General features: G+C 66.5%; 20 protein-coding genes and 1 pseudogene. 11 read left to right on the top strand and 10 right to left on the bottom strand.

The window, feature by feature from the left end; translation table 11 throughout:
• Nucleotides 1–37 precede the first annotated feature (37 nt).
• From OKW40_RS13420 to OKW40_RS13390, 7 genes and pseudogenes are all read right to left on the bottom strand, one after another.
• On the bottom strand, nt 38–613 hold the full coding sequence (locus OKW40_RS13420) for a DUF2946 family protein (protein WP_429490146.1): 576 nt from the start codon (nt 611–613) through the stop codon (nt 38–40).
• The gene (locus tag OKW40_RS13415; protein ID WP_429490144.1) at nt 606–1,658 is read right to left on the bottom strand and encodes a hydrolase; all 1,053 of its coding nucleotides are present in this window, start codon (nt 1,656–1,658) and stop codon (nt 606–608) included. The genes OKW40_RS13420 and OKW40_RS13415 overlap by 8 nt, the downstream gene beginning before the upstream one ends.
• 52 nt (nt 1,659–1,710) lie before the next feature.
• Entirely contained in the window at nt 1,711–2,157 is a 447-nt protein-coding gene (locus OKW40_RS13410; RefSeq protein WP_184051410.1) for a nuclear transport factor 2 family protein, read from the bottom strand.
• 165 nt (nt 2,158–2,322) lie between these two features.
• Entirely contained in the window at nt 2,323–3,348 is a 1,026-nt protein-coding gene (gene waaF / locus OKW40_RS13405; RefSeq protein ID WP_184058338.1) for a lipopolysaccharide heptosyltransferase II, read from the bottom strand.
• Entirely contained in the window at nt 3,348–3,542 is a 195-nt protein-coding gene (locus tag OKW40_RS13400; protein ID WP_429293882.1) for a hypothetical protein, read from the bottom strand. Before OKW40_RS13400 ends, waaF begins: the two co-directional genes overlap by 1 nt.
• Nucleotides 3,543–3,594: 52 nt before the next feature.
• Nucleotides 3,595–3,714: a zinc-finger domain-containing protein gene (locus OKW40_RS13395; RefSeq protein ID WP_429491971.1), complete on the bottom strand. Its 120-nt coding sequence runs from the start codon at nt 3,712–3,714 to the stop codon at nt 3,595–3,597.
• Nucleotides 3,715–3,882: 168 nt separating this feature from the next.
• Nucleotides 3,883–4,788 (bottom strand): annotated as a pseudogene (locus tag OKW40_RS13390) (branched-chain amino acid transaminase); the annotation flags it as partial.
• 226 nt (nt 4,789–5,014) lie between these two features.
• Between OKW40_RS13390 and OKW40_RS13385 the strand changes: the two are divergent.
• The 9 genes from OKW40_RS13385 to OKW40_RS13345 all read left to right on the top strand — a co-directional run bounded on the left by OKW40_RS13385 (nt 5,015) and on the right by OKW40_RS13345 (nt 14,697).
• Nucleotides 5,015–5,770, top strand: a complete 756-nt coding sequence (locus OKW40_RS13385; protein WP_429490141.1) for an AzlC family ABC transporter permease — start codon at nt 5,015–5,017, stop codon at nt 5,768–5,770.
• On the top strand, nt 5,767–6,090 hold the full coding sequence (locus OKW40_RS13380) for an AzlD domain-containing protein (protein ID WP_090801726.1): 324 nt from the start codon (nt 5,767–5,769) through the stop codon (nt 6,088–6,090). Before OKW40_RS13385 ends, OKW40_RS13380 begins: the two co-directional genes overlap by 4 nt.
• A 278-nt stretch (nt 6,091–6,368) precedes the next feature.
• Complete coding sequence (locus OKW40_RS13375) at nt 6,369–7,562, top strand: phosphoglycerate kinase (protein ID WP_184058330.1); 1,194 nt, start codon at nt 6,369–6,371, stop codon at nt 7,560–7,562.
• A 487-nt stretch (nt 7,563–8,049) separates the two neighbouring features.
• A complete protein-coding gene (pyk, locus tag OKW40_RS13370) occupies nt 8,050–9,486 on the top strand; it encodes a pyruvate kinase (protein WP_018421702.1) in 1,437 nt (478 codons plus the stop codon).
• Between the two features lie 187 nt (nt 9,487–9,673).
• Nucleotides 9,674–10,738: a class II fructose-bisphosphate aldolase gene (fba, locus tag OKW40_RS13365; protein ID WP_429490140.1), complete on the top strand. Its 1,065-nt coding sequence runs from the start codon at nt 9,674–9,676 to the stop codon at nt 10,736–10,738.
• 132 nt (nt 10,739–10,870) lie between these two features.
• Nucleotides 10,871–11,761 (top strand): phosphoribosylaminoimidazolesuccinocarboxamide synthase, encoded by an 891-nt coding sequence (locus OKW40_RS13360; RefSeq protein WP_429356100.1) that lies wholly within the window; start codon nt 10,871–10,873, stop codon nt 11,759–11,761.
• Between the two features lie 56 nt (nt 11,762–11,817).
• Nucleotides 11,818–12,336: a 5-(carboxyamino)imidazole ribonucleotide mutase gene (gene purE, locus OKW40_RS13355; protein ID WP_429490138.1), complete on the top strand. Its 519-nt coding sequence runs from the start codon at nt 11,818–11,820 to the stop codon at nt 12,334–12,336.
• Nucleotides 12,337–12,440: 104 nt separating this feature from the next.
• Nucleotides 12,441–13,637, top strand: coding sequence for a 5-(carboxyamino)imidazole ribonucleotide synthase (locus OKW40_RS13350; protein WP_429490136.1), 1,197 nt, complete (start codon nt 12,441–12,443; stop codon nt 13,635–13,637).
• 10 nt (nt 13,638–13,647) lie between these two features.
• The gene (locus OKW40_RS13345; RefSeq protein ID WP_429404550.1) at nt 13,648–14,697 is read left to right on the top strand and encodes an L-threonylcarbamoyladenylate synthase; all 1,050 of its coding nucleotides are present in this window, start codon (nt 13,648–13,650) and stop codon (nt 14,695–14,697) included.
• Nucleotides 14,698–14,848: 151 nt separating this feature from the next.
• Here the strand turns inward: OKW40_RS13345 and OKW40_RS13340 are convergent, their stop codons facing one another.
• The 3 genes from OKW40_RS13340 to dacB form a co-directional block, all read right to left on the bottom strand.
• Nucleotides 14,849–16,072 carry an SGNH/GDSL hydrolase family protein gene (locus OKW40_RS13340; protein WP_429490134.1) on the bottom strand — a complete coding sequence of 408 codons (1,224 nt, stop codon included), beginning with the start codon at nt 16,070–16,072 and terminating at the stop codon, nt 14,849–14,851.
• 95 nt (nt 16,073–16,167) lie between these two features.
• A complete protein-coding gene (locus OKW40_RS13335; protein ID WP_429490132.1) occupies nt 16,168–17,085 on the bottom strand; it encodes a sterol desaturase family protein in 918 nt (305 codons plus the stop codon).
• Between the two features lie 188 nt (nt 17,086–17,273).
• Nucleotides 17,274–18,914: a D-alanyl-D-alanine carboxypeptidase/D-alanyl-D-alanine endopeptidase gene (dacB, locus tag OKW40_RS13330; protein WP_429490130.1), complete on the bottom strand. Its 1,641-nt coding sequence runs from the start codon at nt 18,912–18,914 to the stop codon at nt 17,274–17,276.
• 264 nt (nt 18,915–19,178) lie between these two features.
• Here dacB and OKW40_RS13325 point away from each other — a divergent pair, with 264 nt between their 5' ends.
• Nucleotides 19,179–19,841 carry a response regulator gene (locus OKW40_RS13325; protein WP_027198735.1) on the top strand — a complete coding sequence of 221 codons (663 nt, stop codon included), beginning with the start codon at nt 19,179–19,181 and terminating at the stop codon, nt 19,839–19,841.
• A gap of 4 nt (nt 19,842–19,845) precedes the next feature.
• Nucleotides 19,846–21,144 (top strand): ATP-binding protein, encoded by a 1,299-nt coding sequence (locus OKW40_RS13320; protein WP_429490128.1) that lies wholly within the window; start codon nt 19,846–19,848, stop codon nt 21,142–21,144.
• The last annotated feature ends 146 nt before the right edge of the window (nt 21,145–21,290 follow it).

Here is a 21,290-nt window from a genome sequence, read left to right as displayed (position 1 = left end):
AGGGTAGGGTGGACGTGAACGCGCACCGCTGCGCGCGTCAGACCTGCGCCGCCGGGCTCGCAACGAAGCCAAAGCGCGCGGCCACCTGATCGCGTCGCACGCTTTGCAGCGGCAAGGTGCGCTGAACACTCCAGTGGAACGCACCGCTCAATGAGCCATCGTCGGCGAGCGTCGCGTGATCGGAGAAGATCTCGAGGTCGTGGTCGTGCAGCACCGCGATACGTGCTGGCTGCGAGCGATCGGCAAACAGAATGCCGCCGTCTTCATCCGCGAACACCGCCGCCGGCTCGAACGCGCCGCCGCCCTGGTCGTGCAGCGCAAGCGTTCCATCCGCGTGCGCGGACAATCTGACCACCCACGGCGTATAAGCCAGCTCGACATACACGCGCTGTGGTCCGTTCTGAAAAAACCACTGTCCGCGCTCATCGGCCTCATAGTTCCGGTTGATGAAGCCAAGCAGCGCCTCATGCCGGATCGGCACGCCGGGCGCGCCGCTCGTCTGGGCCGCTTCGTCGCGCATGCGCCAGTTGCCGCGCCGGTCGAGCATCAGCCAGCCGGTGCAGCTCGGCACGTTCGGCCATTTGGCGAGCGCCTGTTTGACGATGTCATCCATGATCGACGTGTCGCTCCAGATAGCCGAACACGCGCCGCGACAGCCAGTCGATGCGGCCCGGGAACGGCCCGGTCATGAAGCCCGCGTGGCCGCCGTGCTCAGGCTGATAAAGCTCGACCGCCGCCGACACCTCGTGCCGCGACGGCAGCGCTTCGGCCGGCAGGAACGGGTCGTTGCGCGCGTTGAGCACGAGCGTCGGCACCTGAATGTGCGGCAGCAGCGGGCGGGTGGTTGCGGTGCTCCAGTAGTCGTCGGTATCGCGAAAGCCGTGCAGCGGCGCGGTCACGACGTTGTCGAACTCGTACATCGTGCGGCTCGCGAGCATCGCGTCGCGATCGAACAGGCCCGGGAACTGCTCGAGCTTCTGGTTGGCCTTGTGCTTCAGCGTCTTCAGGAAGCTGCGCGTGTAGACGAGGCCGAAGCCCTGCGACAGCGCACGGCCGCCCGCATGGACGTCGATCGGTGTCGAAATCGCGGCAGCGGCGGCTACCACCCGCGCCGCATCGGCCTGCCGCTCACCGAGCCAGCGCAGCAGCACGTTGCCGCCGAGCGACACGCCCGCCGCGACCACCGGCCCGCGATGCGCGGCGCGCAGGCGGCGCAGTATCCAGTCGACCTCGTTGCTGTCGGCGAGATGGTAGAAGCGCGGCAGCCGGTTCAGCGGGCCGCTGCAACTGCGAAAGTGCGGCACCACGCCGTGCCAGCCGTATTCGCGCGCGGCGGCCATCAGCGCGAGCGCGTAGTGCGACGACGAACTGCCTTCCAGGCCGTGAAACAGCACGAAGAGCGGCGCGGTGTCGGTGGGCGGAGTATCGTGCGCGACCCAGTCGAGATCGATGAAATCGCCGTCCGGGGTGTCCCAGCGCTCACGGCGAAACGATACTGCGGGGCGGCGCGCGAACAGCGACGGGACGATCGTCTGCACATGCCGGTTCGGCAGCCAGAGCGGCGCGCGGTACAGCAGCTCGACGGTCGCCTCGATGGCGGCCGCCACCTTGGCGGGGGCCGTACCGGAGGAAGCGGGTTTATGTGGCGTCGAACTCATACCGGCGGAAGAGCGAGAAAACGTGATTCTGAATCTGTCGTGGTGCCGCGCGTCAGTGCAGCGGGCCCTGGCCATGCCGCATCTTCGTTGCGAACTGGCTGGCGGTCTCGTTCGGCATCGGGCTTGCGTGAATATGCGCAATGCGCCATTCGCCGCGTTCATGGACCATCACGTAGGTGGTGAAGACCATCGCGGGCGTGGCGGTCGGGTCGGCCGGACGATGTGCTTCGGCAATCGCATAGACGACGGTGCCGAGGCTGTCGTAGACGCGGATGTCGAGCGGCTCGATCGACACCGGCAGCGCTTCGAGCTGGACCTGCAAGCCATTGCGAATGCTCTCGAGGCCGTGCAGATGCGAGCCGTCCGCGCAGATGCAGCTGACGAACTCCTCGTCGATCCACAAGCCCATCAAGCTGTCGATATTGACCTCGGCGACGGCCTGATAGTAGGCGCTCAGGGTATCGGCGGCGGCTTCGAAGATATGGGCAAAACGTGGCATGGCTTGTCAGTCTCTTGTGCGCGGCGCGCGGTTGCGGGTCAGCGGTAGCGGGACGGTCCAGAGCGCCGGACCATCGCCCCCGGCGTCAGCTTGCCCGTGCCGCGAGGCGCGAACATGACGCGACGCGCTCGGGGCGTGCGGTGTTGCGTGCAAGTACCAGTCGGCTCAGCGCTGCGCGAGCAGCATGCCGCGCAAATCGCCGAAAACCTGCTCGGCGCTCAGCTGCTTCAGACAGTTCAGATGACCGAGCGGGCACTCGCGCTCAAAACAGGGGCTGCATTCGAGATGAAGCCATTGTACCTTCGCGAGCTCGGACAAGGGCGGGGTGTGGCGCGGATCGGTCGAACCGTAGACGGCCACGAGCGGGCGGCGCAGCGCGGCGGCGACGTGCATCAGTCCGGAGTCGTTGGTGACGACCGCGTTGGCCCGCGAGATCAGCGCGCAAGCCTCGCCGAGTGCAGTCTGGCCGCACAGGTTGCGCACGTTCGGCGCTTTCTCGGCGATCGCCTGCGCGAGCGGCGCGTCTTTCGGCGAGCCGAGCGCGACGATTTGCGTGTACGGGAACGACTGGCCGACCATCTGCGCGAGCGACGCGAAGTGCTCGGGCGGCCAGCGCTTCGCGGGACCGTATTCTGCGCCGGGGCAGAACACCAGCAGCGGCACGCGCGTATCGAGATTGAAGCGCGCCGACACGCGCGAGGCCTCGTTCAGGTCCGTGTCGAGGCGCGGCATCGGCAGATCTTCGGGGACCTTGGCGGCTGGCGCGTAGGCGAGGGCGGCGTAGTGGCCGACCATCGGCGGGCGGGCGTCCTTGCGCGGATTCGCGTGACGCACGTTCAGCACGCCGTAGCGACTCTCGCCGGTGTAGCCGATGCGCAGCGGAATGCCCGCCAGCCACGGAATCAGCGCCGACTTGAACGAATTCGGCAGCACGTAGGCCGCGTCGTAGCCGACGTCGCGCAGATCGCTCGACAGCTGCCAGCGGCGCAGCATCTGCAGCTTGCCGTGGGCGAGATCGGTCGCGTAGACGTCGCGGATTTCCGGCATGCGTTCGAGCACGGGTGCGACCCAGCTGGGCGCGACCGCGTCGATGACGATGCGCGGATGCAATTTCACGAGGCGCGCGAACAGCGGCTGCGCCATCAATGCGTCACCGATCCAGTTCGGTGCGATAACCAACGCGCGACGCATCAGAGTGAGTGTCCGGTGTCGATAACAAGCGCCGCGCGCGCGATGCGCGCGGCGCTCGGATAGGTAAATGGGGAAAGCGGAAAGCCGCACGGCGCGATGCCGTTTGGCCACACGCGCCGCGATGGCGGCGCGGCGGCGGTGCGGCCGCACGGGTCGTGCGGTCGAGCCTGCGGCGCGGCGAGCGCGTGATTCAAAACGCGCGCCTCGTGCCGCGCAAGCTGGCTCAGAACCGCTCGATGCGTTGGATCAATGGCCCTTGATCACTTCGCCGTCGCGCAGCTTGTAACGCGTGCTGCAATACGGGCAACGCGCTTCGCCGTGCGACACGTCGATGAAGACGCGCGGATGCGCGCTCCAGCGCGGCATGGCCGGGTTCGGACAATACGCCGGCAGATCTTTTGCCGACAGTTCGACCAGCGGCATTTCCTTGATTTCGCTCATGAGACTTTCTCTTTGTATGCGGGGTGCTTGCAGTGCGCCGCCGTTGGGCTGCGCGGGGCATCTCGAAACGTCGCTCAGATCTTCGTGAGCGCAGTGCGCGTATTTCGCGCTCCTGCCGTTCACGACGTCGAAGAAAGCCGACTGCAGCTTTTCGGTGATCGGGCCGCGCGCGCCGGCGCCGATCGTGCGGTTGTCGAGCTCGCGGATCGGCGTGACTTCGGCCGCCGTGCCGGTGAAGAACGCTTCGTCGCAGGTATAGACTTCGTCGCGCGTGATGCGCTTTTCGATCACCTGCAGGCCCATGTCGCACGCGAGCGTGATGACGGTGTCGCGCGTGATGCCGTCGAGGCACGACGACAGATCAGGCGTGTACAGCTTGCCGTTGTTGACGAGGAAGAAGTTCTCGCCCGAGCCTTCCGACACGTAGCCGTCGACGTCGAGCAATAGCGCTTCGTCGTAGCCGTCGGCGATCGCTTCCTGGTTCGCGAGGATCGAGTTCACGTACCAGCCCGACGCCTTCGCGCGCACCATCGACACGTTCACGTGATGGCGCGTGAACGACGACGTCTTTACGCGGATGCCCTTGGTGATGCCGTCTTCGCCAAGGTATGCGCCCCACGGCCACGCGGCGATCGCGACGTGAATCGTGTTGCCCTTGGCCGACACGCCGAGCTTTTCCGAGCCGACCCAGATGATCGGGCGCAGATAGCACGACTCAAGCTTGTTCTGGCGGACCACTTCGCGCTGCGCGGCGGCGAGCGTTTCATGGTCGAACGGCACGGCCATCTGGAAGATCTTCGCCGAGTTCAGCAGGCGCTTGGTGTGCTCCTGCAGGCGGAAAATCGCGGTGGCGCCGTCGGCCGTCTTGTAAGCGCGCACGCCCTCGAACACGCCCATGCCGTAGTGCAGCGTATGGGTGAGCACGTGGATTTTGGCATCACGCCACTCGATGAGCTTGCCATCCATCCAGATCTTGCCGTCGCGGTCGGCCATTGACATACGGTTCTCCAGCAGGTGCGTTATGAGGTGCGGCCATGAGCGCAGGACATAGCCGGGAGCGCTATTTTAGCGTCTTTTGCACACACCACGGGCATTTGGGCGCACCCCGGACGCTATAATCCAGCGCACGCATAAATCAAATCCGGATGCGCTAGCGGGTGGTCTCGCAAGCTGGCGCCGACCTGGCCTTCTTGACGGCGTTTCCTGCGCCCGCACCCTTCGCCCGATGCTCGCTCGACTGTCCGACACCGATCGCCGCGCTTTTCGTGAAGGCGCGCGCGCCTATGCCCCCACGCTGATGGCGATTTTTTCCTGGGGCCTCGTAACCGGCATCGCGATGAGCAAGTCCGTGCTGACGCTGCCGCAGGCGCTCACGATGTCGCTGCTGTGCTACGCCGGATCGTCGCAGCTGGCGGTGTTGCCGCTCCTCGCCGGGAAGCTGCCGGTGTGGACCGTGTTGCTGACCGCGGCGATGGTCAACACCCGCTTCGTGATCTTCAGCGCGGGCCTCGCGCCGCACTTCTCGTATCTGTCGATGTGGCGGCGCATCGTGCTGGGCTATTTCAACGGCGACGTGATCTATCTGCTATTCGTCAAGAAGAGCTTTCCGGCCGGCTACGTGCCGGGCAAGGAGGCGTACTTCTGGGGCATGGCGGTATCGAGCTGGCTGTCGTGGCAGGTGTCGTCGATCATCGGCATCCTGCTCGCGAGCCTGATTCCGGACAACTGGGGGCTCGCGCTGGCCGGCACGCTCGCGCTGCTGCCGGTGATGGTGTCGGCGATCGCCACCCGCTCGACGCTGGTCGCGGTCAGCGTGGCCGGCATCGTGTCGCTGCTCGCGCTCGATCTGCCGTACCGGCTGGCGTTGCTGCTCGCGGTGATCGCGGCGATCGCGGCCGGCAGCGCGGCCGACCTGATGATCGAGCGCGCCGACCTGCGCCGCATTCGTGGCTTGAACGATCGCGCCGGAGACTCCCGATGACCTCCACGCAAATCTGGCTCGCCATTTTCGGCATGACCTTCGTCACCGCGCTCACGCGCGCGATGTTCCTGATCGGCGGCGAGCGCACGGTACTGCCGGCGCGCGTGCAGAAGATGCTGCGCTACGCGCCGGCCGCCGCGCTCGCCGCGGTGGTGGTGCCCGACGTGCTGACGACGTCCGATGGGCTGTCGTTCGCGCCTTCCAACCATGAGCTTTACGCGACGCTCGCCGGCCTCGGCTGGTTTTTGTGGCGGCGCACCATGCTCGGCACGATCGTGACCGGAATGGTCGTATTCACGCTGATGCGCGTCTTCCTGTGAGGGCCGGGCCCGGGGTGCGGCGATGAATGCTACGCCGCGGCATCCGCGGCCTTGCGATCAAATCCGCGACATTCGCTGTGTCGCGGATCAGAAGGCCGTTGGGATCAGTTAAAATGCCTTTTCCGGGTTGAGCGCGCCGCGGCAAGGCGCCTGGTGCCGCGGCCGGCCGCCGGCGCCCGATCCCGCGGAGCCGTTGGGCCGAAGCGCTGGAGTTCGCTGCGCCTCGTCCCCGCGCGCTGACCGTCACCGCCTTCTCATCAACTCGCATACTCAAGCCCATGAACAAGGTATTGCGTCTCTCCGACCTGATCGCCGAAGGCAAGCTGTCCGGCAAACGCGTGTTCATCCGCGCCGATCTGAACGTGCCGCAGGACGATCAAGGCAACATCACCGAAGACACCCGCATCCGCGCTTCCGTGCCGGCCATCAAGGCCGCGCTCGACGCCGGCGCCGCGGTGATGGTCACCTCGCACCTTGGCCGTCCGACCGAAGGCGACTTCAAGCCGGAAGATTCGCTCGCACCGGTGGCGAAGCGTCTCGCGGAGCTGCTCGGCCGCGACGTGCCGCTCGTCGCGAATTGGGTCGAAAACGGCGTGAACGTCGCGCCGGGCTCGGTCGTGCTGCTCGAAAACTGCCGCGTCAACAAGGGCGAAAAGAAAGATTCCGACGAGCTCGCGCAGAAAATGGCCAAGCTCTGCGATATCTACGTGAACGACGCGTTCGGCACCGCCCACCGCGCCGAAGCGACTACGCACGGCATCGCGAAGTACGCGCCGGTTGCCTGCGCGGGTCCGCTGCTCGCCGCTGAGCTCGAAGCGCTCGGCAAGGCGCTCGGCGCACCGAAGCGTCCGCTCGTGGCGATCGTCGCGGGCTCCAAGGTGTCGACCAAGCTGACCATCCTGAAGTCGCTCGCGGAGAAGGTCGACCAGCTGATCGTCGGCGGCGGCATCGCCAATACGTTCATGCTCGCGGCCGGCCTGAAGATCGGCAAGTCGCTCGCCGAAGCCGATCTGGTCGACGAAGCGAAGGCGATCATCGACGCGGCCAAGGCCCGCGGCGCCTCGGTGCCGATCCCGACCGACGTCGTCACGGCCAAGGAGTTCTCGCCGAGCGCGAAGGCAGAAGTAAAGGCCGTCGCCGATGTGCAGGACGACGACATGATCCTCGACATCGGCCCGGAAACGGCCAAGGTGCTCGCCGCGCAACTCGAGAAGGCCGGCACGATCGTGTGGAACGGCCCGGTCGGCGTGTTCGAGTTCGACCAGTTCGGCAACGGCACGAAGACGCTCGCGGACGCGATCGCGCGCTCGGCGGCGTTCTCGATCGCAGGCGGCGGCGATACGCTCGCGGCAATCGCCAAGTACGGCATCCACGACCAGGTGAGCTACATTTCCACGGGCGGCGGCGCATTCCTCGAGTTCCTCGAGGGCAAGAAGCTGCCGGCGGTAGAAGTTCTGGAATCGCGGGCTTAACGTGGCGACGCGCTCCCCAGCGGCGAAGTCGACCAAGGCGCGTGGCGTGAAAGCGCAGCGCGGTAACGCGGCAACGCCGGCAGGGGAGCGCGCGACACGCGCGGCCGCTGCGTCGGCAGCGGCCGGACAGGACGTGGCTGCCGAAGCGCCGATAGCGCCCGCGGCCACCGAACCGGCGCTAGCCGCCGGAGCGCCCGCGGGACCGGTTGCAGCGCATGCTCCGACCGGCGACGCGGAGCAGCCCCCAACGGCACAGGTCGAAGCTGCTCAACACGATTCGGCCCAGCCGGAACAGCCTTCCGGCAAGCAGGACAGCAAATCTCCGGCGCGCGAGGCGCCGCTCTCGAATACCGCATCACCCGCATCACTCCACAAAGCGACACCGGCCACAACCGGCGCGCGACCCCAGGCAGCATCTTTCGATGCGCGAACTCCGCAGCAGCCCCGCAGCGCTCTTACCAGCGATCCTATCCAGACGAGGAGACTCATGCATCGCGCCACCAAGATTGTCGCTACTATCGGTCCGGCTTCCAGCACGCCGGAAATCCTGCTGCAAATGATTCAGGCGGGATTGGACGTGGTGCGGCTCAATTTCTCACATGGCACCGCGGACGACCATCGCCAGCGCGCCGAATTCGTGCGCGAGGCGGCCCGCCAGGCCGGCCGCGAAGTCGCCATCATGGCTGACCTGCAAGGCCCGAAAATCCGCGTCGGCAAATTCGAGAACGGCCGCACGACGCTCGTCACCGGCAATCCGTTCGTCCTCGATGCCGACTGCGAGCTCGGCAACGACGAGCGCGTCGGCCTCGACTACAAGGATCTGCCGCGCGACCTGAAGCCGGGCGACGTACTGCTGCTCAACGACGGCCTGATCGTGCTGAACGTGCAGCGCCTGATCGGCAACGAGATCCACACGGTCGTCAAGATCGGCGGCGAGCTGTCGAACAACAAGGGCATCAACCGCCAGGGCGGCGGTCTGTCGGCGCCCGCGCTGACCGCGAAAGACATGGAGGACATCCGCACGGCGATGTCGCTCGGCGTCGATTTCGTCGCGGTGTCGTTCCCGAAAAACGCGACCGACATGGAAATGGCCCGCCAGCTCGCGAACATCGCCGGCGCGCCGTACGGCATCAAGCCGAAGATGATCGCGAAGATCGAGCGCGCGGAAGCGATTCCGGCGCTGCAAGGCATCCTCGACGCGTCGGACGGCATCATGGTCGCGCGTGGCGATCTGGCCGTGGAAGTGGGCAATGCCGCGGTGCCGGCGCTGCAAAAGCGCATGATCCGGATGGCGCGCGAATCGAACAAGTTCGTGATCACCGCGACGCAGATGATGGAGTCGATGATCCACGCGCCGGTGCCGACCCGCGCGGAAGTGTCGGACGTCGCCAACGCGGTGCTCGACGGCACGGACGCGGTGATGCTGTCGGCGGAATCGGCGGCGGGCAAGTACCCGGTGCAGACCATCGAGACGATGGCCGCGATTTGCGTCGAAGCGGAAAAGTCCGAGCAGTCGGAGCTCGACAAGGACTTCCTCGACCGCACGTTCACGCGGATCGACCAGTCGATCGCGATGGGCGCGCTGTTCACCGCCTATCACCTGGGTGCCAAGGCCATCGTCGCGCTGACCGAATCGGGCTCGACCGCGCTGTGGATGTCGCGTCACTGGACCCACGTGCCGATCTTCGCGCTGACGCCGCGCGTCGGCAGCGAACGGGCGATGGCGCTGTACCGCAACGTGACTTCGCTGCATCTGGACACCAACACCGACCGCGACACGGCGCTGCAGCAGGCGCTCGAAACGGTGGTCGGCAAGGGCTACGCGTCGCACGGCGACATGGTCGTGCTGACGGTCGGCGAGCCGATGGGTCAGGCGGGCGGCACCAACACGTTGAAGATCGTGCGGGTCGGTGAACCGTACTGATCAGGCAGGACTGCTCGATCGGCACAGGCTCGATTGAGCGAAGCAGGGCGGCGAAACCCGTACGGTCCATGTGCGACGGCGCACCAAAGCGCCGCTGTCATCGCGGGAACGCCCCCTGCTTCGCGATAAAATCGCCGCAAAAGATGCCGACGGCAAAAGAATTCGTTTCAATCTAAGGAGTTTCAGCATGCCTCTCGTATCAATGCGTCAACTGCTGGACCATGCCGCGGAAAACGGCTATGGCCTTCCGGCATTCAACGTGAACAATCTGGAGCAGGTGCAGGCGATCATGGCCGCGGCCGACAAGGTCAACGCCCCAGTCATCATGCAGGCGTCGGCCGGTGCGCGTAAGTACGCGGGCGAGCCGTTCCTGCGTCATCTGATCGAAGCGGCGGTCGAGTCGTATCCGCACATTCCGGTCGTGATGCACCAGGACCACGGTCAGTCGCCGGCGGTGTGCATGGCGGCGATTCGCAGCGGCTTCACCAGCGTGATGATGGACGGTTCGCTCGAAGCCGACGGCAAGACGGTCGCATCGTACGAGTACAACGTCGAAGTGTCGCGCAAGGTCGTCGAGGCGGCGCACTCGATCGGCGTCACCGTGGAAGCGGAGCTGGGCGTGCTCGGTTCGCTCGAAACGATGAAGGGCGACAAGGAAGACGGCCACGGCGCCGAAGGCACGATGACGCGTGAACAACTGCTGACCGATCCGGAGCAGGCCGCCGACTTCGTCAAGCTGACCCAGTGCGACGCGCTGGCCATCGCGATCGGCACCTCGCACGGCGCCTACAAGTTCAGCAAGAAGCCGACGGGCGATATTCTCTCGATCCAGCGCATCAAGGAAATCCATCAGCGCATTCCGAACACGCACCTCGTGATGCACGGCTCGTCGTCGGTGCCGCAGGAGCTGCTCGCGGAAATCCGCGAATTCGGCGGCGACATGAAGGAAACCTACGGCGTGCCGGTCGAAGAAATCCAGGAAGGCATCCGTCACGGCGTGCGCAAGGTCAACATCGATACCGACCTGCGTCTGGCGATCACGGGCGCGATCCGTCGCTACATGGGGACCAACCCGGGCAAGTTCGATCCGCGCGATTACCTGAAGCCGGCGCGCGAAGCGGCGATGAAGATCTGTATCGACCGTTACATGCAATTCGGCTGCGAAGGCCAGGCCGGCAAGATCAAGCCGGTTTCGCTTGATAAAATTGCGGAGAAGTACAAGTCGGGCGAGCTCGCGCAAGTCGTCCGTTAAGCTGTAGTTTTGGCTCCGCGCCTGGACGTTTGGCCAGGTTGTCGTCCGATCGCCGTTCCCGCATCATCGGGGGAACGGCGTTTCCCTTTTGTTCCGGTCACATTTTTTGCACCACTTTAGCGAACCACGACGATGTCTACCCTCTACGAATCCACGCTCCGCTCGCTGCCGCTGCTCGGCCGCGGCAAAGTCCGCGACAACTATGCCGTGGGCAACGACCAGTTGCTGATCGTCACGACCGACCGTCTGTCGGCGTTCGACGTGATCATGGGCGAGCCGATTCCGAACAAGGGTCGCGTGCTCAACGCGATGGCGAACTTCTGGTTCGAGAAACTGAAGCACGTGGTGCCGAACCACCTGACGGGCGTCGCGCCGGAGTCGGTGGTCGCGCCGGACGAAGTCGAGCAGGTCAAGGGGCGCGCGGTGGTCGTCAAGCGTCTCGAGCCGATCCTCGTCGAAGCGGTGGTGCGCGGCTATCTGGCCGGCAGCGGCTGGAAAGATTACCAGGCCACCGGTTCGGTCTGCGGCGTGCAACTGCCGCCGGGTCTGCAGAACGCGCAGAAGCTGCCCGAGCCGATCTTCACGCCGGCCGCCAAGGCCGAGATGGGCCACCACGACGAAAACATCACCTACGACGAGATGGAGCGCCGCATCGGCACCGAACTGTCGGCCACGATCCGCGACATTTCGATCCGTCTGTATAAGGAAGCCGCTGATTACGCGGCCACGCGCGGCATCATCATTGCGGACACGAAGTTCGAATTCGGTCTGGACAACCACGGCAAGCTGTACCTGATGGACGAGGCGCTGACCGCCGATTCGTCGCGCTTCTGGCCGGCGGACCAGTACCGGGTCGGCACGAACCCGCCATCGTTCGACAAGCAGTTCGTGCGCGACTGGCTCGAAACCCAGCCGTGGAAGAAAGAGCCGCCGGCGCCGAAGCTGCCGGACGACGTGGTCGCGAAAACGGGCGAGAAGTACCAGGAAGCGCTCGAGCGCCTGACCGGCCACAAGCTCGACTGATGTGATCGCGCGCGCCGTGTCAGGCGCGCATCGCCGGGAAACAAGGAAGCCGTAAGATGAGTGAAGCACAAACCGCCCATACGCATGATGCGCCGGTCGTCGGCGTATTGATGGGCTCCAGTTCCGACTGGGAAGTGATGAAAAACGCCGTCGCGATTCTGCAGGAATTCGGCGTGCCGTACGAAGCGAAGGTCGTGTCCGCGCACCGCATGCCCGACGAAATGTTCGCCTATGCTGAAAGCGCGCGCGAGCGCGGCATTCGCGCGATCATCGCGGGTGCGGGCGGCGCCGCGCATCTGCCGGGCATGCTGGCCGCGAAGACCACGGTGCCGGTGCTCGGCGTGCCGGTCGCGAGCAAGTATCTGAAGGGCGTCGATTCGCTGCATTCGATCGTGCAGATGCCCAAGGGTGTGCCGGTCGCGACGTTTGCGATCGGCGAGGCGGGTGCCGCGAACGCGGCGCTGTTCGCGGTGTCCCTGCTCTCCGGCACCAGCTCCGAATACGCGGACAAGCTCGCTGCATTCCGTGTGCGCCAGAACGAAGCGGCTCACGCGATGGTATTGCCGGCGCTGTAAGCGCGCTGTTTGTTTTATAAGACGTCTCCTGTCCGACCCCCGGCCGGATGCCCGCCGCTCGCTGTGCGAGCGCGACGCGTATCCGGCCGCGACCGACCACCAAGATGAACCCTGACAACACACCGGTTTCACCGATTCTGCCCGGCGCATGGCTTGGCATGGTCGGTGGCGGCCAGCTCGGCCGCATGTTCTGTTTTGCCGCCCAGGCGATGGGCTATCGCGTCGCCGTGCTCGATCCGGACGAAACCAGCCCGGCCGGCGCGGTCGCCGACCGCCACCTGCGCGCGGCCTACGGCGACGAAGCGGCGCTGACCGAACTCGCGCGGTTGTGCGCGGCGGTGTCGACCGAATTCGAGAACGTGCCGTCCGCGAGCCTCGACTTTCTCGGCAAGACCACCTTCGTGAGCCCGGCGGGGCGTTGCGTCGCCGTCGCGCAGGACCGGATCGCCGAGAAGCGCTTTATCGCGTCGTCGGGTGTGACGGTTGCGCCGCACGTCGTGATCGAGTCGTCGGATGCGCTTGCGGCGCTGGGCGATGGCGAGCTCGAAGCGGTGCTGCCCGGCATCCTGAAAACGGCGCGCATGGGTTACGACGGCAAAGGCCAGATTCGCGTGCGCAACGCCGAGGAAGTGCGCGAGGCGCATGCGTCGCTCGGCGGCGTGCCGTGTGTGCTCGAGAAGCGCCTGCCGCTGAAGTTCGAGGTGTCGGCGCTGATCGCGCGCGCGGCGAGCGGGGCGTCGGTGGTCTATCCGCTCGCGCAGAACGCCCATCGCGACGGCGTGCTGTCGCACACCATCGTCCCCGCGCCGGACGCGTCGCCGGCGCTCGTGCAGCAGGCTCAACAGGCCGCGCTGCAGATCGCCGAGAAGCTCGGCTACGTCGGCGTGCTGTGCGTCGAATTCTTCATTCTCGAAGACGGCTCGCTGGTCGCCAACGAAATGGCGCCGCGCCCGCATAACTCCGGCCACTACACGGTCGACGCGTGCGCGACGAGCCAGTTCGAGCAGCAGGTGCGCGCGATGACCAGCATGCCGCTCGGCGACACGCGCCAGCATTCGCCGGCGGTGATGCTGAACATCCTCGGCGACGTGTGGTTTCCGGACGGTCCGAAGCGCGCGGCGGTCACGCCGCCGTGGCAGGAAGTCGCCGCGATGCCGTCAGCGCGCCTGCATCTGTACGGCAAGGAAGAGGCGCGTTGCGGCCGCAAGATGGGCCACGTGAACTTCACCGCGCCGACCCTCGAAGAAGCCCGCACCGCGGCGCGCGATTGCGCGCGGCTGCTGCACATCGCCACCAGCTGACGCGCGCGCCATGCCGGATCAACTGAAACCCGCCGAGGACGCTACCAACGCGTTGCCGGTCAGCGCCGCGCAGATCGAGCACGCGGCGGCCTTGCTCGACGCGGGGGGGCTGGTCGCGTTTCCGACGGAAACCGTGTACGGCCTCGGCGGCGATGCCGAGAACCCGGACGCGGTCGCGCGCATTTACGCGGCGAAGGGGCGGCCGGCCAATCATCCGGTGATCGTGCATCTCGCGCCGCATGGCGATCCGAACTACTGGGTCGAGTATTTGCCGGCGGATGCGCAGCGTCTGATCGACGCGTTCTGGCCGGGACCGCTCACGCTGATCCTCAAGCGCGCTGCGCGCATTCCGGCGGCGGTCAGCGGCGGGCAGGACTCCGTGGGACTGCGCTGCCCGTCGCATCCGGTTGCGCAGGCGTTGCTCGATGCATTCAGCGCGTTGCGCGGCGGGCATGGCGGCGTCGCCGCGCCGTCGGCGAACCGCTTCGGGCATGTGAGCCCGACCACCGCGCAGCATGTGCGCGACGAGTTCGGCAGCGCGATTCATGTGCTCGATGGCGGCGCGTCGGATGTCGGTATCGAGTCGACGATTCTCGATCTGTCGCGCGGCTTTCCGGCGCTGCTGAGGCCCGGTCGCGTGACGCCGCAGGATATCGCCGACGTGCTCGGCGAGGCGCCGCGTCTGCCCGACGGGTCGGACGCGACCGCGCCGCGCGCGTCGGGCACGTTGAAAGCGCATTACGCGCCGCGCACGCCGCTCGTGCTGCTGCCATTCGGCGAGCTCGAGCCGCTGCTCGCGGTGCGCGAGCCGGGCGAGCGCGTCGCGCTGGTCGCGCGCGCGTCGCGTGCGGGACAGTGGGCCGATGTCGACGGCGTGCATTTCGTCGCCGCGCCGGAAGATCCGCACGTCTATGCACGCGAGCTCTACGGCTTGCTACGCGCGCTCGATCGCGCGAACGTCACGCGGATTCTGATCGAGAAGCTGCCCGATACGATCGAATGGATCGCGGTCAACGATCGGCTCGGGCGCGCGGCGGCGGCGTTCGAAGCGCAGCACTGACGCAATCGGATCGCTGCGCTGCATGGCACGGCCACCGGAAAAAGCAAAGGCCCGGCTCGTTCAACGAGCCGGGCCTTTTGCCATCTAGCCAGCCTTAGCGACGCCGGTTAGCTGTCATGTCAATACCGCTAACCCCACGGCCAACGCCGCGTTACTTGCCAAGCCCGCTAGCAGCGATCTGCGTCTCGACCTGCTGTGCGAACAGCGCTTGCAGATGCGTGGTCGGATGCACGAGGTCGGCGAACATGTAGCTCTGGTCTGCGCCGGCCACCGTGTAGGTTTGCGGCGAGCAGAACAGCGACGACGCAAGCGCGCTGCCGAAGTCCGCCGCCGTCTGGCCGGAGGCGAGCACGCTCGGATTGTTCGTCGCGTACGTGGTCGCGCTTTGGGCCATCGACGTCAGGTTACACGCGGTGCCCGTATTCGACACGGTGAAACCGAGCGACTGATAGTTCTGCAACGTCTGGTCGATCCACGCGAATGCGCTCACGTAGATGACCTGCTTGGTCGACGCGAGGCCTTGCTGCAGCACGCCGTTGTAGGTCTTGACGAGCGCGTTGATGAGCGCCTGGCCTTGCGCGCCCGCGGCGAGACCTTGCGGCGTCTGCGCGATGTCCGGCACGTCCGACACCACCACGTGCGTCGCGCCCGACGCGACGACCTTCTGCACCGTGCCGACGAACGTGGTCGCCGCGGTGGTGATGTCCTGCAGCGCGGCCAGCGTGGCCGTCTGCGACGCGGCGGCTGCCGCCGTCTGCGCGTCGGCCGGGGTACCGCCGTTCAGGAGCGCCTGCGTCGCCGCTGCCGTACCGGCAGCCGAGACCGCTTGCACCGCGACGAAGATGTCGTTCGCGCCGCCGTTCATCAGCACGAGCTGGTTCGAATTGAAGCTGTTATTGTGCCCGGCCAGATACTCGGCGACCTGCGTCGTGACCGGCACCGTCGTCGCGGCCATGTTGTTCGGCGCGTAGCCTTCGCCCGGCTGCAGATCGACACGCGAGCCGCCCTGCGCGTAACCGAGGCCGCCCGTCGCGGTGAGCGGCATGCCGAAGCCGCCGACGTACGCGGCGGTGAGCGTGCCGCCGTAGTACTCGGCGACCTTCTGCGTCCAGACCTCACCCGGATTCGTCGTGAAGCGGCCGCCGCCCGTGCCGACGTTCGCCTGGACCGCCGGCATGTATGTGCCGACATCCGACAGGCTGTCGCCGAATGACACGACCTGCAGCGTGACGCCCCCCGGCGGCGTGTTGCTGCTGCTCGAACTATTGTTGTCGCTGCCACCGCCGCATGCCGCGAGCGCGGCGAACGCTGCGCTCGCCACTGCGATCTGCGTGACGCGCAACCATTGCTGTTTCTTCGAAGCGGTTTGATTCATGTTGACTGCATCTCCTCGTATGTGTGGCCCTTGATGCCATGTGTTGCAGGCGGCGTCCACCGCGTTGGCGGCGTGACGACAGCTTACAGAATCTTCTACGGCCCGCGCGATGTCCGAAGCGCGACCGTATGGTTTGAGTTCAAGCCGGCTCCCTGCGCGCGCTGCGCATGATAAGCGGCGGCCCAGGCGGGCGGCGCGAACAGCGCACGCCACTTGTTGCGCCAGCCGCGCACGCTCGCGAAGTCGGCGGCCATCGATGCCCATTCGTGAAACGTCGCCTTCAGTGGGTTGTACGTGTGCAGCGGCTCGACGATGCCGTACCGCGGCGCCTCGTGCGGATCTTCTTCGACGTAGCTGCCGAGCAGGCGATCCCAGATCACCAGTACACCTGCGTAATTGCGATCGATGTAGCGATCGTTGCGCGCATGATGCACGCGATGGATCGACGGCGTATTGAACACGTATTCGAGCCAGCCGAGCTTGCCGATCGCCTGCGTGTGCACGAAGAACTGGAAGCCGAGATTGATCAGCACGATCGCGACGATCTGCTTCGGAGCAAAGCCAGGAATGGCGAGCGGAATCCAGAACACCCACATGCCGGCGATCGGGTACATCAGGCTCTGGCGGAACGCGGTCGAAAAATTCATCCGCTCCGACGAGTGATGCACGACGTGGGCGGCCCACAGCCAGCGCACGCGATGACTGCAGCGATGAAAGACGTAATAGAGCAGGTCCTGCGCGACGAACAGCACGACGAACGACAGCCATGTCGCCGGCCATGTATGAATGCGGTAATGCTCGTAGAAAAACGCGTAGACAGGGATGATCGCGAGCCACGCGAGCTTATCGGCGGCCTGCTGCAGCAGCGCGAGCGCGGCGTTGCACAGCGTGTCGCGCCAGCTGTAGAGCCGCTCGGCCGGGCGCGTGCGGCTCACGTGCCACGCCTCCCAGCCGATGCAGGCAAGAAAGACGGGCGCCATGGCGAGCAGCAGCAATTCGGCATCGAATTGCATCTTGTCTCCCCTCCTGGTCCCTGACCGCCGCTCGGTACGCGGCGGGTGGTGTCGTTATCGTTCGTGAGGTCGCGCGGTCTGCACGACCGGCGCCCTGCGCGGCAAGCCCGTGATGTCGCGCGCCGCATGCTGCCCGACAGCGTACACGGTTAGGAGCTTGCCGCGCGTGGCATCGCTAGAAGGAATACTCAGTGGCTGCCGCGCTTGCGCGGGTTTTTCCTGGGCTTCTCGCGTGCTTCCTCGATGGGCGCGGAGATCTTCGTGAAGCCCTGCGACGGGCCTTCGTACACCCATTCGAGCAGCGCGTCGTGCGCGGCGCGCGCCGCTTCCGAATGCGGATCGTTGATCAGGCTGACGACGACATAACTGTTGCCGTCGGCCGACGCGACGTAGCCGGCGATCGCGCGTACGTCGCGCAGCGTGCCGGTCTTGATGTGCGCGTTGCCGCCCGCGCCCTGGCTGGTCAGGCGGTTGCGCATCGTGCCGTCGACACCGGCGATCGGCAGCGAGTCGACGAACACCTGCGCGACTGGGCTCGCGTTCGCGCGTTGCAGAACATCGGCGAGCGCGAGCGCGGTGATGTGTTCGTCGCGCGACAGGCCCGAGCCGTTATCGAGCGACAGGTATTCGGTGTTCAGGCTGTCGCGCGTCAGGAAAGCTTCGACCGCGTGCGCGGCTTTCGCGGGCGTGGCGGGCGGCCTTTCCTCGGCGGCGCCGATTGTCAGGAACAGGTTGCGCGCCATCGTGTTGTTGCTGAACTTGTTGATGTCGCGAACGATGTCCGACAGCATCGGCCCCTCGTGCCTGGCGACGAGCTTCGCGCCGGCGGGCACCGCGCCTTCGCGGGTCGCGCCCGTGAATGTGCCGCCGGTTTGCTGCCACAGCGCGAGGAAGCCGCGCGCGAAGAACGTCGAGTGATCGAGCACGGCGACGTTGATCGTGCGCGCGTCGCAGCGCACCGGAAAGTCGCCGATGAACGACGCGACGAGCGTGCCGTCAGGCTCCGGCGTGACGGTCGGCGTCGGCAGCTCGCCCCGGCATGGGCCGCTCGTCGCACGCAGCTGGTTGTCGATGCGCAGTTGCGCGAGCGCGGGCAGCACGTCGATCGCCACCGTGCCATCGGGCGACGGCGTCAGCGTGAACGACAGCGATTTGAACGCGTACAGCAGCGGATCGGGGCCGACGTTGTACGGCGCGTTCACGTCGTCGTCGAACGCGGGCAGGTCGCGAGTCGACGGATCGAAGTAGCGCTTGTCGAGCACCAGCGCGCCGTCGATACCGTTGATGCCCGCCTTGTGAATCTTCTGCACGAGGTCGATCAGTTCTTCGGGCACGAGCTTCGGGTCGCCGGTGCCCTGGATGTACAGATTGCCGTGCAGCACGCCGCTCGCGTCGAGCGGGCCGTCCGCGTACGCGCTGGTGCGCCAGCGGTAACCGGGACCGAGGATCGACAGGCCCGCGTAGGTGGTGACGAGCTTCATCGTCGAGGCGGGCATCATCGGCTTGCCGGCGTTCAGCGCGAGGATCGGCGTGCGATCGCCGACCTTTTCGACGACCACGCTGATCGACGACAACGGCACGTGCGCGCGCTGCAGACCGACCATCACCGGCTGCGGCAGTACCGTCGTGACGTTGACGCTCGGATGCGTGGCCTTGACGCGGGCCTCCCCGGTCAGCGGCAGCAGCGTGCCTGCGCCGAGCGCGGCGGCGCAGAGCCAGACGGCCGCGCGCGGCACGACGCGGTTAGGCATGAAGGCTGCGCGATCGAACATACGGCGCGAGCGCAGCGCCATACGGCGTGCGACGGAAGACAGAAAAGGGTGCGTCATGAACGGGTGAACGGGCAAACGGATGAGCAGGATTTCAAGGTGTGCGGCGAGCGGCGTGCGCCGTGCGCGGGACGATGGAACGGCAAGCTGGGCGCCTTGACGGCGCGGTAGCGCGCCGCGGTCTACCCGACGGCCGTCGCGCGACGCAAAGCGCCCATTGTAGTGACATCCCGCGAGGCTGCGGTGAAAAAAGCGCCACACGCCGCACGGGTCGGAAGCGGGCGCTAGAATGCGGCATCATCGAATGTTTTGGAACGGACAACCATGCGCATCCTGCTAGTCGAAGATGACCGGATGATCGCCGAAGGCGTGCGCAAGGCGCTGCGCGGCGAAGGCTTCGCCGTCGATTGGGTCGAGGACGGCGAAGCGGCGCTGCGAGCGGCGGCGGCCCAGCCTTACGACCTCGCGTTGCTCGACCTCGGTCTGCCTAAGCGCGACGGTCTCGAGGTGCTGCGCGCACTGCGTGCGCGCGGCCATGCGCTGCCGGTGCTGATCGTCACCGCGCGCGACGCGGTCGCCGATCGTGTCAAAGGCCTCGACGCCGGCGCTGACGATTACCTTGTCAAACCTTTCGATCTCGACGAGCTCGGTGCGCGGATGCGCGCACTGATCCGGCGCCAGTCCGGCCGCAGCGATTCGACGATTCGCCACGGCAATTTGACCCTCGATCCCGCGTCGCACCAGGTGACGCTCGATGGCGCCCTGGTCGCGCTATCCGCGCGCGAATTCGCGCTGCTCGAGGCGCTGCTCGCGCGACCCGGCGCGGTGCTGTCCAAGAGCCAGCTAGAGGAAAAGATGTATGGCTGGGGCGAGGAGATCGGCAGCAATACCGTCGAGGTCTATATCCACGCGCTGCGCAAGAAGCTCGGCGCCGATCTGATCCGCAACGTCCGCGGGCTTGGCTACATGATCGCGAAGGACGCCTGAGCCGATGCGCTCGATTCGCCGACAACTATTGTTCTGGCTGCTCGCGCTCGTGCTGCTCGGCGTCGGCATCGCGGGCTGGCTGATCTACCGGCAGGCACTCGCCGAAGCGAACGAGCTGTTCGACTACCAGCTCGAGCAGATCGCCGCGGCGCTGCCGGCGGAACCGTTCTCGCAGGTGCTCGGCCGCGATACCGGCGACGAGGGCATCGTGCTGCAGATCTGGAACCGCAACGGCATGCTGATGTATTACTCGCGGCCGCGTGCGCCGCTCGCGCCGCGCGCCGAACTCGGTTTTTCGACCGAGCGCACCGACCGCGGCGAATGGCGCGTATATGGCGCGATCGTCGGCGACAACGTCGTGCAGCTCGCGCAGCCGCTGTCGGTGCGCAACCGGCTCGCCGCCGATGTCGCGCTGCGCACGCTGTGGCCGCTGATCGTGCTGCTGCCGCTGCTCGGACTCGCGGTATGGGTGATCGTTGGTCGCGGGCTGCGGCCGCTGCGGCGCGTGACGAGCGCGCTCGACACCCGTCATCCCGAAGCGCTGGATCCATTGCCTGATCAGCGCCTGCCGCTCGAAGTGCGGCCGCTCGTGCGTGCGCTGAACGGGCTGCTGCAGCGGCTCGCGACCGCGCTCGATATCCAGAAGGCGTTCGTCGCCGATGCCGCGCACGAATTGCGCACGCCGCTTGCCGCGGTACAGATTCAGGCGCAACTGGTCGCGCGCGCGAAGGACGACACAGCCCGCAGCGAGGCGCTCGCCGATCTGCAGGCGGGTGTCACGCGCGCGACGCGCCTCGCCGAGCAACTGCTCGCGCTCGCGCGCGCCGAGCCGGACGGCGCCGCCGGCGCAGTGATGCTCGATCTGCGCGAGCTGCTGCAGGAGTGCGTCGCGACCTACGCGCCGCTCGCGATGAATCGCGGCGTCGACCTCGGCATCGAGGCGAGCGAGGCCGCCAGCGTGACCGGCGACGCCGAAGCGCTGCGCGTGATGTTCAACAACCTCGTCGACAACGCGACCAAGTACACGCCGCGTGGCGGCCGCGTCGACGTCAGCCTGCGTATCGAGGACGGCCATCCGGTCGTGCGGATCGCCGATAGCGGCCCCGGTATCGATCCCGCCGATCGCGAGCGCGTGTTCGACCGGTTCTATCGCGCGGGAGCGGGCGCGAATCGCGCGCGCACCGACGTGGCGGGCAGCGGCCTCGGTCTCGCGATCGTGCGTCGGATCGCCACCCAACATCATGCGCAAGTGTCGCTCGATGACTCGCCGGCCGGTGGTTTGCAGGTCATCGTACGCTTCTGATCATGGTGATTTACTGTTCGGCCAACGCCGGCGTTCGTGCTGGCGCGGCGGTCCGTAGCGGCCGGTCCGATAAGGTTCCCATGATCTGGCGCTGCTTAAGACTCTTTTAAGTGATGCCCCTTACGCTCCTCGACATCCCAAGTCAC

The organism is Paraburkholderia sp. RAU6.4a, from assembly GCF_050435625.1.
GTDB lineage: Bacteria > Pseudomonadota > Gammaproteobacteria > Burkholderiales > Burkholderiaceae > Paraburkholderia > Paraburkholderia tuberum.
Note: the sequence above shows the minus strand (reverse complement) of the source record. Positions and strands in the feature narration are given on the sequence as shown.